At 42.1% G+C, this 15,163-nt stretch carries 13 protein-coding genes; all 13 read right to left on the reverse strand.

What is annotated here, in order from left to right; genetic code table 11:
* Positions 1 to 31: 31 nt before the first annotated feature.
* The 13 genes from FAM09_RS12640 to FAM09_RS12700 all read right to left on the reverse strand — a co-directional run bounded on the left by FAM09_RS12640 (position 32) and on the right by FAM09_RS12700 (position 15,157).
* Positions 32 to 1,408: an exopolysaccharide biosynthesis polyprenyl glycosylphosphotransferase gene (locus FAM09_RS12640; RefSeq protein ID WP_136577483.1), complete on the reverse strand. Its 1,377-nt coding sequence runs from the start codon at positions 1,406 to 1,408 to the stop codon at positions 32 to 34.
* Positions 1,409 to 1,472: 64 nt separating this feature from the next.
* Positions 1,473 to 2,213, reverse strand: coding sequence for a class I SAM-dependent methyltransferase (locus FAM09_RS12645; protein ID WP_136577484.1), 741 nt, complete (start codon positions 2,211 to 2,213; stop codon positions 1,473 to 1,475).
* A gap of 94 nt (positions 2,214 to 2,307) precedes the next feature.
* Positions 2,308 to 3,615, reverse strand: a complete 1,308-nt coding sequence (locus FAM09_RS12650; protein ID WP_136577485.1) for a nucleotide sugar dehydrogenase — start codon at positions 3,613 to 3,615, stop codon at positions 2,308 to 2,310.
* A gap of 6 nt (positions 3,616 to 3,621) precedes the next feature.
* Positions 3,622 to 4,641 (reverse strand): DUF354 domain-containing protein, encoded by a 1,020-nt coding sequence (locus tag FAM09_RS12655; protein WP_136577486.1) that lies wholly within the window; start codon positions 4,639 to 4,641, stop codon positions 3,622 to 3,624.
* 55 nt (positions 4,642 to 4,696) lie between these two features.
* Positions 4,697 to 5,716 carry a DUF354 domain-containing protein gene (locus FAM09_RS12660; protein ID WP_136577487.1) on the reverse strand — a complete coding sequence of 340 codons (1,020 nt, stop codon included), beginning with the start codon at positions 5,714 to 5,716 and terminating at the stop codon, positions 4,697 to 4,699.
* A gap of 62 nt (positions 5,717 to 5,778) precedes the next feature.
* Positions 5,779 to 6,783 (reverse strand): polysaccharide deacetylase family protein, encoded by a 1,005-nt coding sequence (locus FAM09_RS12665; protein WP_136577488.1) that lies wholly within the window; start codon positions 6,781 to 6,783, stop codon positions 5,779 to 5,781.
* Positions 6,784 to 6,796: 13 nt separating this feature from the next.
* Positions 6,797 to 7,768 (reverse strand): glycosyltransferase family 4 protein, encoded by a 972-nt coding sequence (locus tag FAM09_RS12670; RefSeq protein ID WP_136577489.1) that lies wholly within the window; start codon positions 7,766 to 7,768, stop codon positions 6,797 to 6,799.
* Between the two features lie 11 nt (positions 7,769 to 7,779).
* Positions 7,780 to 8,976, reverse strand: coding sequence for a glycosyltransferase family 4 protein (locus FAM09_RS12675; protein WP_136577490.1), 1,197 nt, complete (start codon positions 8,974 to 8,976; stop codon positions 7,780 to 7,782).
* A gap of 11 nt (positions 8,977 to 8,987) precedes the next feature.
* Positions 8,988 to 10,166, reverse strand: a complete 1,179-nt coding sequence (locus tag FAM09_RS12680; RefSeq protein WP_136577491.1) for a glycosyltransferase family 4 protein — start codon at positions 10,164 to 10,166, stop codon at positions 8,988 to 8,990.
* A gap of 25 nt (positions 10,167 to 10,191) precedes the next feature.
* Positions 10,192 to 11,043, reverse strand: a complete 852-nt coding sequence (locus FAM09_RS12685; RefSeq protein WP_136577492.1) for a hypothetical protein — start codon at positions 11,041 to 11,043, stop codon at positions 10,192 to 10,194.
* Between the two features lie 15 nt (positions 11,044 to 11,058).
* The gene (locus FAM09_RS12690; protein ID WP_136577493.1) at positions 11,059 to 12,519 is read right to left on the reverse strand and encodes a nucleoside/nucleotide kinase family protein; all 1,461 of its coding nucleotides are present in this window, start codon (positions 12,517 to 12,519) and stop codon (positions 11,059 to 11,061) included.
* Positions 12,520 to 12,531: 12 nt separating this feature from the next.
* Positions 12,532 to 13,782, reverse strand: coding sequence for a hypothetical protein (locus FAM09_RS12695; RefSeq protein WP_136577494.1), 1,251 nt, complete (start codon positions 13,780 to 13,782; stop codon positions 12,532 to 12,534).
* A gap of 241 nt (positions 13,783 to 14,023) precedes the next feature.
* The gene (locus tag FAM09_RS12700; RefSeq protein ID WP_136577495.1) at positions 14,024 to 15,157 is read right to left on the reverse strand and encodes a glycosyltransferase family 4 protein; all 1,134 of its coding nucleotides are present in this window, start codon (positions 15,155 to 15,157) and stop codon (positions 14,024 to 14,026) included.
* Positions 15,158 to 15,163: the final 6 nt, after the last annotated feature.

A 15,163-nucleotide genomic window follows, 5' to 3' on the forward strand; every position in this document is an offset into this window, starting at 1 on the left:
TTTTGAATTTATTAAAAGGGTAGCATGCAGATCAAAAAGCTGAAGTATGCGCCTTTTGACTGAATAAGGTCAGGAAGATGATCTTCATATCGAGCCGGAATGACCAGTTTTCTATATACCAGAGATCATGCAGGGTACGTTGCCTTTTTTGTTCTTCTGTATCGGTGGGGCCCCGCCAGCCATTCACCTGCGCCCAACCGGTTATACCGGGCTTTACGTATTGCCTGAGCATGTAATGGTAAACATTCTCCTGTAATTGACGATTCAGGTACCTTCTGTGCGGGCGGGGGCCCACTACGCTCATGGTACCTGAAACAACATTGATAAACTGCGGCAATTCATCAATGCTGTATTTTCTAAGAAACTTTCCAACCCGGGTAATGCGGGGATCATTTACTTTCGTGGACTGCGTACCGGCAGCAGAATCATCGTTTTGCCGCATGCTTCTGAACTTAAACACTTTGAAAGCCTTCCCTCCTTTCCCGATGCGAATGGGACAATAAAAAACAGGGCCGGGCGATTCCAGTTTAATTAACAGGGCAATAATTAAAAATAGCGGTAATAAGAAGATAAGCGCTGCCACTGCAAATACCTTATCAAAACTATTTTTTAAAAACCCGGCAAACTTTCCGTCAATCGGCAATTCCCTGATGTTAACAGCATCCACCTGGCCAAACCGGGTGATCTTGTAATGGTTGCCGAACAACTCATGATAGTCCAATACGTATTTCACCCTTATGCCATGATAATCGGCCACTGTTAAAACCCTTTGAATGTTCTTTTTCTGTTCATCGGGCAATGCAATAACAATTTCATCAACGTCATTGGACTGCAGGTATTGATTGATATTGTCCAGATCGCCCAAAACCTTTTTACTTTCGATCATGCACACATCCTGGTTGTCACAACTTATAAATCCTTTCAACTGATATTCGTGGTTATGACTTGTCAACACCTGGTCTTCAATGATCTTTGCTTTACTTCCTGTGCCGGCTACAATAACATGTTTCGGGGTTCCGACATCCCTTGTCAATACATCAATGTTCAAAAATTTGATCAAAAAATCCAGCGCCACGATCCCAAATGTAAACGTGATCAACTGTTTCCAGAAAATGACAGGAACAGGCAAATACAACAGCACTACGAACTCAAGTATGATAAGGCTGCAATACGCCTTTATATGACTGAAGATCCGTTTCTGCCATTGCAACGACAAATCGGAATAACGATGTTTTCTAATGTATTCCCCAATACACCACAGGATAATAAAAACGAATAATGCTATCAAATCCCTTTTTGAAAATCTGAAATCCCTGTAACAGTAAAGTGCAGCAATAAAAATAAAAATAAGGGGGAGCAAATCTATAGCCAGGGAAGGGAGTTCACGTTTCTGCTTTTGACCATGCATACAACCACGCTTTAGAAGTTAAAAAATTAAATCCACGTCAGAAGGTAGCATTTGTTTTCCCGGGTTACTTTTCCATTGTTACTTTAAAAAAACTTCTCGTGAGGTAACTCATGAAGTAATTACCCAGCAAGAGCCTGCCGGGCTTTCCGAGCCGGTTGGGCGTGAGCCATTTTACAATCGGGTTTTTAAAGCCGGCAGCTTTGAGCAGTGAGATCCAGGTATCGGGTTTCTGGTGTTTATACCATTCAATACTGGGCACGAAAATGTTTTTCATTCCGATATCGTTAAAGAAATTATTACAGGAAACATCAGTCGCAATCAGTACGGCCTTTTTCTTCATTACCCTGTAAACATTTTTGAAAACGGTTAAATACCGCTTGTAGCTGTCTTCATTATCCAATAAATGAATACAGGCATCCTCATCGAGGTGATTAATTGAATTATGCATGATCACTACATCATACGTTGCGGGGATAGTTTGTTGCAAAAATTCCTGTAATCGGAGAGCGATCAGTTTCACCGGCAGGGATTCGGGTAATTCATTCCGCAGCTCATTATATCCTTTTATCATCCCAGTCCTCGATCCATCTTTTTCCGGTTCAAGGCATACGACATTTTTGGCCCCTTTAACTGCCGCATAAAACGACAGCAGGCCTTTGCCTCCACCTACATCCAAAACTTCTTTCTGCGAAAGGTCAACGTTTTCAAAAAAGTTGTTGAGATAAAATTTGAGATTTGATTTGCCGGAATACATTTTCCGGCGGACTGCAAGGTCAAAAAAGTCGGTTGCAATTTTCTGTGCCATGATAAAAGCTTTAATTACTAAATACTTAACTACGCTCTCTCCTTTTTCTCAGGTCAAATCAGGTGTCAGTATTCCGCTTTCAGCTTTTTATGCGCTACCAGCAGATGCCTTCATAATTGGGTAATTCCTCCAGGTCATGAATCCTTACCAGGTCAATGATTGCCGCTTTTTCTTTCAACAAATGCCGATAATGTTTTACATCAAAGTTCCGGTGACTGATGATCACTACATCATTATTGGCAATGGCCGCTTCTAGGTTGTTGCTGATATGCTCTGATAAATGCGGCAAATGTTCATTAATATAGGCTTTATTGGCGCCGATCAGTTTTGATAAACAAACGTATTCATCGTAAATAGTTACGTGATACCCTTTCCCGATCAGCGTTTCGGCCAGTTCAACAAATGGGCTGAACCGCAGATCATCTGTACCTTCTTTAAAACTCAGCCCAACGAGGCAAACATTTTTCTTTCCGGTATTGTCTACCAGCTCAAATGCTTTCCTTTTGTGCTGCTCGTTCGATGATTTGATCATGGATAGCACCGGAGTATCGAGATAATTATCGTGGCCTAACGTCACCAGGCCTTTCAGGTCTTTGGGCAGGCAGGAACCGCCGTAAACGAAACCCGGTTTCAAATAAGCCGTGGAAATATTCAGCCGGGTGTCTTTACAAAACAGTTCCATTACCTTGAACGGGTCAATGTGCAACGCTTTGCAGATATTTCCTACTTCATTTGCAAAAGCAATTTTGAGGGCATGAAATGAATTATTAACGTATTTAATGATCTCAGCTACTTTAATATCTGTTATTTCAATCGGTGCATCCAGGCAACGGTATAAAGAAGCTACTTTCTCCATAGCGCAGGTATTGTCTCCACCTACCACCGTAACGGCCGGATGATAATAGTCATGAACAGCCGACCCCTCGCGCAAGAATTCAGGATTTGAGACCACGGAAAAATGCTCGCCTCTTTTCCTGCCTGAAAACTCTTCTATGATCTCCCCATAACGCTGGTTGGTTCCCGGTACCACCGTACTGCGAATGACCACCGTATGAAAGCTTTCCTTTGTTTTCAGCGCCGTTCCTATTTGTTCTGCCGTTTTGAAGATATACGACAGATTCAAATGCCCGTTCGTAGAAGGCGGGGTGCCCACACAAATAATACTTAGCTCAGTACTATGCACGGCTTCTTCGGCGCAGGTGGTAGCTGAAATACGGCCATTGGCAAAACCCTGCCAAATAATGTCGTTAATGTCTTTTTCCTGTATCGTAGGGTGTCCGTTGTTGATAAGATCAACTTTGAAACTGCTTACATCAACGCCCATTACCTCATGCCCGTTCTTTGCCAGGCAGCCAAGACTAACACATCCTACATATCCTAATCCAAAAATTGATATTTTCATTGTATACTAAGTTTTGTAACGATTAATCTGCTCTTTCATAAATACCGTCATGTCGTCCCATTGTTCAAGCAATTGGCCCCTGGTGCCGGTTTGCTTTTCTTCATCGAATTTTTTATCAATGGTACTGTTAATAAAAGCCAGCGCGCTGTCGCCGGGCAAATGTTCCAAAATGCCCAACTGTATCAACAATTCATTGGCCTTCATTTCCCGGGTGCCGCAATATACGCTTGGCACACCCAGCATGGCGCCTTCCCTTGCCATGCTGTCGCCCGATGAAATCACCAGTTTGGAATAATAAATGAGGGAATGAATGTCTTCCACCGGCTCCTGTAAAATGGTCCAATGCTGTGGGAAGCAGTCTGTATAACTTTTATCTTCAAGCGATAAGATCACCTTTGCGTTGGCATTTATCCTGTTGGCAAAACCACTTACAATTCCATCCTGCTGGTTATAGTAATTAAAAGATTTGTTACTGACCTCGCGTACAAAAACATATTCATGAGGCGCCAGTGCATATTGCCGGAGTATTTTCTCATTGGGTTGAAACCGTTTAGAACTCAGATAACTCCATTCTTTCAGGCAATTGAACACGGATATTTTATGGTTCTCTTTAACGATGGGCGGAAAAAACAACTGGCTGGAAAGGCTGGCGTTTATGCGATTGATCTGCGTCCGTTCAGGATCATCATAAAATTGGATTACCGGAATGCCGGCAATTTTGCAGGCCAATGCCAATGGGATACTGCTTGCCGCCACACAAATGTTGTAGTTCTCTCTTTTGATCAGCTCCAGAAATGCCAACGTACGTTTGATATTGCCATCCCAGAGTATTGACCACCTGGTGCCATTGCTGCTTCCTACCGGCACTATATTAAACCCGGCATACTCCTTATTAATAATGCCCGGCAATTTGCCTCTCTGCAGGTAGCAAATGGTTACTTCCCAGTTTTCATCCCGTAACTCATTGGAGATCCCTTTAAAAAGATTCAACTGGGCGGGATGTTTAATGTCAAATAGAATTTTCATACAGAACAGCTATGGTTGGGTTACTAATTTGGAAATGCCAGACACCGGTGAGTAACTACAATTTATAACGGTGGATCTGCTCTTTCATGAATGCTGTCATATCACTCCATTGTTCAAGCAGTTGGTTTCTGGTTCCATTTTGTTTCTCTTTATCAAATTTTACCTCAATGGCCCTGTTGATAAAAGGCAATGCGCTGTCGCCCGGCCAATGTTCCAGGATGCCGGCATTTATCAGCAATTCATTAACCTTCATTTTTCTGACCCCGCAGTATACGCTCGGCACTCCCAGCAAGGCGCCTTCCCTTGCCATACTGTCGCCCGATGAGATGACTAACCTGGAAAAATAAATGAGGGAGTGAATATCTTCAACCGGCTCCTGCAAAATGATCCAATGCCTGGGATACCTGTCAGCGTAACTTTTATCTTCCAGCGACAATACCGCATTTGTACCTGAACATATTTTACCGGCGAAACAACTGATAATTCCATCCTGCTGGCGATAATAATTAAACGATTTATTACTGACTTCCCTGACGAAAATATATTCATGTGGTTTCAATCCATAATACCTGTATATCTTTTCATCTGGTATAAACCGTTTAGGGCTCAAATAACTCCACTCATGCAGGCAGTTAAAAACTGATATTTTATGATTCTTTTCAACGATTGGTGGAAAAAACAATTGAGTGGAAAGGCCGGCATTTATTTGATTAATCCATGGCACTTCGAGATCATCATAAAACTGTATAACAGGAATGCCGGTAAGTTTGCAGGCCAACGCCAATGGTATGCTGCTGGCCGTTACACAAATATTGTAATTACCTTTTCTGATAAGGTCCAAAAAAGTCAATATCCGTTTGATATTACCATCCCAGATTATCGACCACCTGGTTCCCTTACTGCTTCCCACCGGAATCGTATTAAACCCGACATATTCCCTTTTAATAAGGTCAGGCAATTTGCCCCTTTGGAGGTAACAAATTGTTACTTCCCAGTTTTCTTCCCGTAACTCATTTGAAAGCCCTTTGAAAAGATTGACCTGAACCGGATGCTTTATATCAAACAGGATTTTCATGGAAGAAAACCAGGGCTTGATTGTTTTATAGTTTGCTTGTTAGCTTGAAATATTTATAATTCCTACCTGTTGGTCGGAGACTCCGGGTTGTGAGCTTCAACCATCAACCCATCCAACCATCCTGCATTCCATCTTTTCTTATTTTTCGATTTTAAAAAACCATGGTGCGGTAATTTGAACATGATCAATTGCCAGACACCGGTGATGCGGCAAATATTTTCAGCCATAGAAGCGCCTTCCAGGAAACCGAACCTCGGCAGGGTAAAACCTTCCTTCAATAATAATTCCGGCGTCAGGTATTTGGGTTGAGATGAAAATGCCAGCCGGTAATTCAATGCGCTCAGCTTTTCTACTTCTCGCCGGCTAAAATCACCATTCGGATAAGCAAAATACACCACTTCCTTTCCCGTCCACGACTCCAGCTTTTGGCGCGAGATCTTTAATTCTTCATACACCTGCTTCTCGGGGCAGTTGATAAGGATCGGATGCGTTTGGGTATGGGAACCGATAGTAACATAAGGAGACGTTGAAACCGATTTAACCTGTTCAACCGTCATGGCGTCCCTGCCGATAACAATCTTCTTCTTTATTTCCTGCAAAATGCCGAGCCGGTTTTGCTCCGGCATTTTCTTCAGGTCCTTTTTGGAGAACCGTATTAGCCCCTGCCGTTTTGCCTGTTGCACATACGACCACCAATACGCACCTTCTTCAACAGGCGTGGTGGAAACAAAAATGGTTACAGGCACTTCATACCTGTTTGCCACCTCCACCACATTGGTAACATTAGATTGCCATCCATCGTCTATCGTGAGCAACACCCCACCCCTGGGAAATGGTATTTCCTCTTTTATTATCCGTTCAACATCGGCGGGGCTTAAAAAGGTGAATCCCTTCTTTTTCAGCCACCGCACACAAAACTCAAACTCCTTTTTACCGGGTTTGTGAAAATAAAGGGCAAGGATACATTTTGTATTCAATGCTCTCTTTGTTGCATACTTTACTAATCCTGCCATTATAAATATATTCGCTACCAGGTAACCAAGCAGGTTTCTTACACTTTTCTGCATAAACCTTTACTTTTTAATTATCCAAGGATTTTTGATATACCTCCATAAGCCGTTTCGCTACTGTTTCCATATCGAGACCAAGTTCCATTATCCGTTGTCTTCCGTTGGTTCTGCCATTAGCCTGCGGAGTATTTATTGCCAGTTGTATTTTATTCGCAAAATCTTTTACATCAAATGAAGCCAGATAGCATCCTATTGTTTCCCCGATCACCCATTTTACATCGCCCACATCCGTTGATACAATGGGACAATTACAGGCCATCGCTTCTTTAATCACATTAGGAGAGCCCTCCATGAAAGAAGGGAGCACCAACACATCCGCTTCATTCAAATACAGTGGCACATCGTTATGAGCCACAGGATACGGACAAAGCAGCTCAACATTTTCCAATTGCTGAATAGCCGCCTGCGCCAGGGGAAAGTTCTTTCCCGGGCTGTCTTTATTTCCCAGGAACAATACTTTCTTTTTTCCGTTTACCGGTGAACCGTTCTTATTTGCTTGTAGCAAATTGGGACTGAATTTTTGCATATTCACCCCATTGGGAATGATGAAAGACTTATGCTTCCGGTACACTGATGCCTCGATATTGGGTGATTTGGAAATGATGGCCTTTACAAAAGGTTGTATCATCCAGGTCAGGAAGGTCAGGATCCTGCTATGCAAATTCACCTTATTTTTCCCTATGTATTCTCCAGTAGCATCCGTGCCCATTAATGACAATACAACGGGCATTTTTCTACCAGCTCCTATAAGAGCCGTCCAGCCGGAATAAGTAAAGTGTGCATGAATAAGATCATACTTATTTCTTTTCAGGAATTTGCGAAGTTGTAAACCGGATCTTACATAGCCCATTAAACCTTTCCCCACAACCGTATAATATTCCAGCTCTATTCCTGCGCTTTTTAGCGACTCCCCCTGTTCTTTAATGAAAGGAATGATCGAAAAATTTTTACTGTTGCCGCTACAAACGAATAGTACTTTCATAAAATGCTGCTTTAAAATGTTTGACTGCTCAAAGAGCTATCCGGTTGAAAAGTTGACAACTTATTCTTCAATCTTCCCTCCAAAATATCCTGGTAGGTTTCCTCAAAATCTTTCCCCATTTTGTCGATCAAAAAACAGGCTTCAATGATCTTTCGTCCGGCTTTTCCAAATGCCTTGCATTTTTCCGGGTCATCGATCAGGCTGGTGATCAGCCCGGCAATTTCATCATCTGTTTGCCGGGTAACCAGGTAACCATTCACGTTGTTGTACACTATTTCTTTTGTACCACCGGCATCATTTGCCATGACCGGCCTGCCAAGGCTCATATATTCTATAATGGCATTTGAAATACCTTCACCATGTACCGCGCTGTTTGAAAACAGCACACCCAGGGTACAGCTATTTATCACGGCCTCCACATCACTTATCCTTCCGGTAAGTTTTATTCTTGGGTTCCGGTCGGCCAGTTTACCATATAATTTGACTGCTGCCGGTTTACCATTGCAACTATCCCCTACAGCAATAAAAGTAATATCATCTCTTACGCTGGTAACTTTCTCTGCAATTCTAAAAAACAGTTCATAATTCTTATTACTGCTAAAGGAGGCCACCATTACCACTGAAAACGGGGTAGTGATGCCATATTTTGATCGTACCTGTTCCGGGGCAGGCAGGTTATCAAAACGGTGAAGGCTGATCCCGTTATAAATTACTTTTATCTTTTTTTGTGGCGGTTTGTATGCAGTTACGCCTGCGCGGGAGTTGGACAGTATAACGGTTGAAAAACTAAAATTGATCCGGTCAATCATTCTTTTCAGCGACAACCTGGCTGCGCTTGGCGGGGCAGAGGTAATTTGTCCGTTTACCAATGGTATTCTCAATCCTATAACAGCCGGCAGTGCATAAAACGATTGCACCCGGCCCCAGGTATGAATGATGTCTGGTTTGAATTGCCGGCAGATCTGATAAAACTTATAAAACACCGTAAGATCGTTCCTATTCCATTTCTTCGGAATGATATGGTATGTGATCTTAAGGTCATAAAAAGCAGGAAAATCGATTATCGGATCGGTTACTACCACCATTAACTCATAGCAATCTTTGGCTGCCAGATAAGAAAGCAACTCGATCAACCGGCGCTCTTTTCCTCCACCCTTAAAACTGCCGATAAAGAAAAGCAGGTTTATTTTTTGATTATTCGTCTTCATGTAAACGGGAATTATTCTTGTGTGGTTTGATCAGTTAGTTGTGCAAGGCGTCTCTTCCTGCGGCGGGCTTTGGTCACGTCGGCTTCTGAAAGATACCGGAGCAACCTCCTGGAGAGTAACCTGTAACCGTGGTTATGGGCAACATACTCCCTGGCGTTCTCCGACATTAGCTGATGTAATTCGGGGGTTATCGCAGCGTGTTGCCTGCATAGGTCAAACACATCATTATATATTATCCCAAGATTGTTTTTCGAAATAATTCCGTCGGGATTAACATTTATATTCGATAACACCGGGGTGCCCACCGACAATGCTTCCAAAAATGTATTGCTGAAGCCTTCATAATACGAAGTGTTCAATAAAAACCGGGCATTCGCTAAAAAAGGGATCACCTCTGTGCGATGAAGAAACCCGGAGAATTTTACATTCGGCAATTGCTTTAATTTTTCCAGGTAAAAGCTGGTTTCTTCATCACAATGCGCTCCTTCTTTCCCGGCAATAAGAAATTGCTCCTTCTTTAATAAACTGGCGATCTGGTATAAAAGCTTAAGATTTTTCTGGCGCCGGTAAATGCCCAGCCAGGCGATGTAATGCCCTGAATGGTCTCCTTCAACAGGCGTTTCATGATTTACATATAGCGGGTTGAATAATTTTATGGCTGACTTGCCGGGAAACTTTTTTTTAATATTCAGTAACTGAAAATTATTCTGACATAAAATATGATCAGAAAGCCTGAAGCCACAAAACAAAAGAAATTGATGTACAACAGAATGGTCTTTCCGGAACCGTTTATCCAATTGATTGTCGTTGGATATTCGTTGAATGAATTTGATCTTTAACAGGTGGCAGATGATCCCGATGAGGAAGGAAGTCCAGCCGGGTATACTCACATAGAGATAATCCGGTTTTATAGCTTTCATTTTTTTATAGTTATAAGGCAGCCGGTAATAAAGCCACCGCAGCCACCGAACACCGCGGTTGCGTTCGTACATAGGTACCAGTTTAATATTGCGGCATTCTTCCTTTAACACCCCTTTCCCGTTTACATCGGTCATTACATATACCTCCTGCCCTTCTTCCATAAGGCCCCTGATCCAGCCATATGTTTGAACAGCGGCACCGCCGCAAGGCTTTTCGTCCTGCATCATCAGGTTGATGAGCTTATCATCGTAAAATAAAAATCTTGCCATATTGTATAATGGTTGTGAACAAGAATTAATTTACTGTTGGGTCGGTTTCACCTATTATGAAAGGATTCAGGCTCGACTCGTTCGAAATATTCGCATGACCGGTTTCCCGCATACGCGCTACTTTTTTAAGCAGTTCAATTATTGCAGAAACGTTTTCCTTTACCGGCTGTTTGCCATTTATTCTTAAGATCAGTACACCGGCGTTCTTCAGCTTTTCAAGTATGAAATTTTGTGTATGCTTCCATCTTTCTATATCCCGGCGCAAAGCCTCATCATCTTTTTCCATATGGGAAGCAATGGTCTTTTTACGGCCGCGCAGCCGCTTTACAATCTCATTGGTATCAGGCGTATCGATATAGATGATGGCATAGGGCAACGGCACCAGGTGTAAATAGTTATTCAACAGATCATTTGTAAGTTGATCGTCCTTTTCATCAGCCCTTATAAAGAATGACTTTTGCAAAAAACCTTCTTCAATAACGCAGGGTTTCTCAGGCGCCTTTTCCAGGATCGCCTGGTAAATGCAAAAGGTGGCGAATAAAAAGTAGGCTGATCTGAAACGTTTATTGATCTCTTTGTCTCCATTGAGTTGCGTATCTGACAGATGCTTCCAGCAAAACTCCGCGAGTTTCTGTTGCTGCCCGTCAAATCGCAGCCCATAATCAACCGGGATACTTTTTGTTAACTTTTTACGCATCAGCAAACGCAGGTGATATACCAACCATTTTTTGAATGAAGAAACAGGTGGGGGTATTGCCATAAGCACATCAGGGTACACCCATTGCGAGCCGGGTTTCCAAATTTTACAGAGCGATTTGTATATAGTTGATTTACCAACTCCCGGCGGACCGATTATTTCAATGATTTTAGAATTCATGGTGCAGTATTGGGTTTAAAGATTTTCCCATATTCTCCTTTTTATTTCCAACAACACCTGCCCGTAGGGCTTTTCGGCATCCACATCAATCACTTTTGCGCTCCCGTAGGTTATGGAGGAAAGATTAATACACTTCTGTTCAATCAATTTGTAATCATGATCTGGTTTACGCCGGGCCGCCACTTCTGCTGATAAATTCAATCGGAAAACCACATCATTTCCTGTTAAAAAAAGTTTTTGGAATTGCTTCATTTCAAAACCGGAGAGCCAGGATCTTTTTTCGGTCTGTAATTTCGGGCCGTCGAAAAAACCCATTATATCTTTTTGCGGAAACCGGTCACAGATCACCAGGCTGCTCTTTTTGCTTACCTGTTTACCCAGCCGCAGCATGTTTATTTTTTTATTTGTCAGCAGGAGGTAATAAAAACTGCCTGCCATTTTTCTGAAGTACCGGGAAAAAATTCCATTGTTGAAAAGAAAATCTGTTTTGGAAAAAAGCTGCTTATCATTGCTCTTGATGAAAGGCCGTTTTCCAAAGTAAAAATAATGGGCGTCTATCTTAAAGGTCAGCCATTTGATCACATCTTTGCATAAGGTGCTTTTTCCTGCGCCGTCACTACCCACAAAAGCAATGATCTTACCGCCTTCAGCCATTGTTTTCTTTAATTGAACAAGCTTCAAATACCGGCCTGCCACCCGGATAGCCTTGAAAAAATATTTATAATAAACCGTCTTTATCGATGTCCATTTTGCTTTTACACAGTCAACAGGCTGGTGATAAAAGAACGAGGAAAGATGGATCATGGCCGGCAGGCTGTTATCCTGTACGATCCTCCTTATTTCGAAGTCCAGATCTCCAGGCACGTTCAACTGCAATTCCTGGCACAGGTCCCGGAATCGCTGAACCTGTACCTGGCTTACCAATTGCCGTAGTTCGTTTTGTTTCGACTCTGATATCGCTTTCTTTTTATGAATCGCATTCGCCTGGATGCGTATCAACAGTACGAGAGCTTCCATTTCAGGAATTGGGATGGGCCATCCTGTTAGCTTATCAATTTTCAGGTTCCGGAAAAATTGCTCCCGCCAGGGCAAATGCAGGTACTTTCCATAATCGATGCCGGTAACCAGGTCATAATGGGTATGCAAATGCAACAGGTTACCGGTAGTAAAATCAAACCCGATCCAATCTTCATTAGAAGGATAAGCATTCCAGGGTTGAGCAATCAGCTTTTTATAAAATCGTTTCTTTACAATCATCTCGAACAGCAGGCGGTCTTCGGGATGTACCAGGATCTCCAGATCTGTCTTTCCTTCCAGTGACAACAACAGGTGAGAGTTCCCTTTCCAATGGGCAAACCGGATATTCTCCCGCCGCAGGTCGGCCAGCAATTCAACAGATTCACGGGTCACGTTGCATTCCTGAACGGCTGCATGGCTGTCAGAAATGGCAATAAAAGGTTTATCAGTTATAATCATAAGGCAACTTTTTTAAACTGCTTTTGATTCGTCAACGTCAACCGCCGGTTCTTCCTGTTGCGCTATTGGCGACAGCAATACCAGGAATATCAACAGCGTTGCGGCCACCTCGGTATACCGGCCCGATATGGTGTAAACCAGGAATGATATGCCACAAAAAAGAAATACTAATTTATCCTGGTAACGTACGGCCGCCCGAAGGGCTTGCCAGAATGCGGTGCCAATCATTAAGAGATACAATATCACTCCAACTATGCCGCTTGAATGCAACAGGTTAGGTATGTCTCCATGCAGGCTTCTGTCGGCCAGAACACCCTTGCCATAATTTCCGCCACTGTTAAACAATTCAAATCCAAACCACGGGCTATAAGCATGGTAAATGAACATATCGTCATATAAGAGGGAATACTCAAAGAAGCGTTTTTCTTCCGCCAGTTCCCGTTCATCCAGTTTCCGCAATTCCACTCTTTCTTTGAACTCCGACATAAAGCTGGTATTGGCATAGATCAAATAACCAATTACAACTATCAGTCCACCGGTAACAAAGAGCATTTTTGCTTTTTGCCGGGTCAGCATTGTCATCAGACTGATAACAATACCCAAAAGGCTTAGCGCAATAACTGTACGTCGCAACGTGAGCATAATGAAGAAAAATGAAACAACTGAAATGATCACATGCACCGGCTTTTTTTCGCTGACACCATACAGGAATGCAACAAAGAGGGCTATTGGTAACGTATTAAAAGCCGCAGCCCAAAGATTGCCAAATAAAATACCAGATGTAATGCCGTACATTTCTGTTGGCGAGAACTTATAAAAAGTAGCGGCCAGGGCATTCACAATAAAAAGTACAAGTATCAGTAACGAAGCATTGCTTAACTCTTTAAATACCACCGCTGCCGGATATTTTTTGTAGATATTGGGAATTAACGCAATCAGTAGAAACAACCAGGTAACAGAAAATACATAAGGCCGTATCAGGCCAAGATCGCTTGACTTGGTCAATAAAATAAGGAAATAAATGATCAGGAATAAAGCCCAGATATTGTTCCGGAAAAAAAAGCCATTCTTCTTCATAAGCATTAAAATGAGCAGGCAAACCAATCCATAATACAGGAAGGCCGGGTGGTGCACACTAACTATTTTATCTACAAAGAACAATACCGGCAAATAGAAAATACTCAGCTCATTCTTTTTGAGAATGCAATAAATGGCAAGACCGAAGAAGAATATATATTCGATAATTAATAAAAAAGTTGTCATATCAGGAAAAATTACAAATATCAAATACCAAGCTCCAAATAATTAAAACTCAAATTGCAAATAACAAGAACCAAAGAAAAGCATCAAAATTCAAGCAGTAAGCACCAAAAGAATACAACTGAATAATTTGAAAAACCAAACACTAAAAATTAAAAGTCAAGTCCCACATAAGTACGATTTTAATTTTTTTTGGTTCTTGCGATTTGGTTCTTGTATTTTGTTTTTTGGAATTTAATCTCATTCAATTCATTAATACAGAGAAACGTTCCTGCGTTAAACGGGCAAACTTTGAGTAAAAAACATCGGCCGACAGGTTTTCGCGGGCATATTGCAATGATTGTTGTCGCATTTGATGTAGCTTCTGATAATCGGAAATAAGTCTTTCCAATGCGGCAATGAGTTCATCAAGACTATTGGATTTAACAACAAATCCGTTATTTCCGTTGGTGATATTGAATTTAGCGCCGCAGGTATCAGTGCAAATTACCGGAAGCGCATAACCCAATGCTTCGTTCACCGACACACCATACTGTTCATTTATGGCAGGCAGCACAAAAATGTGATGCGATGCATATAATTCCGCCATCTGGCTATAAGGAACATTCTGTTTAAAATTAACCAGGCCGGCTAATTGCAAACTATTGGCCTCATGCCTGATCACTTTCAAATTGAGTTCTTGTTCCGCTGTTGCACATTCTCCTGCAATAGTTACCGTGAACCGGTACCGGCTTTTCAGTTTACCCAGCGCCTGCAAGAACAAGAGGTGCTTTTTTCTTGCCTGGTGATACTTGCCAACCATCAGTATTCTTGGGCCTTCGCTGGAAATATCGTTGCTGCGGACCTCTGCAGATGAAACAATAACAGGCAAAGGAACATAATACATATATTTCAACTCACCGCTACTTTCGGGCGCATCACTGCCTTTTACCGGGGTCATCCAGGCAGCCTTAAAAAAACGAATGGTCAGCTTTTGTTTCAACAACGTTCTCTTTGATCTATATCTGAACAGATCTTCCTGTGTATAAAAAATGATCTTTGTTTTTATCAAACGCGCATAAAAAGCCGCCATCAATGAAAACAATTTATACGGATCGCGAATAACAATAAAATCGGGCTTCATCTGCTTGAATGCCCTCCAGTAACTGGCCAGTTGCGGAAAATAAAATTTTCTATTCACCCCTCCTTTTCCAAACACCATTTCGATCAGGCCAGAGAGTTTGCTTTTCTTAAATTGCAGCGGGGTGATCAGACTATGGTCTTCAGTTGGTCCGATACATGCAACATGAAAAAACACCTCATGCTTTTTTTCCTGTAGTTTCTTTATTAACTGAACCTGGTTGGTATGAAAACGAGGGGCCACGAATAAGATCTTCATATAATT

The sequence above is a fragment of the Niastella caeni genome (genome assembly GCF_004834005.1).
Classification (GTDB): domain Bacteria; phylum Bacteroidota; class Bacteroidia; order Chitinophagales; family Chitinophagaceae; genus Niastella; species Niastella caeni.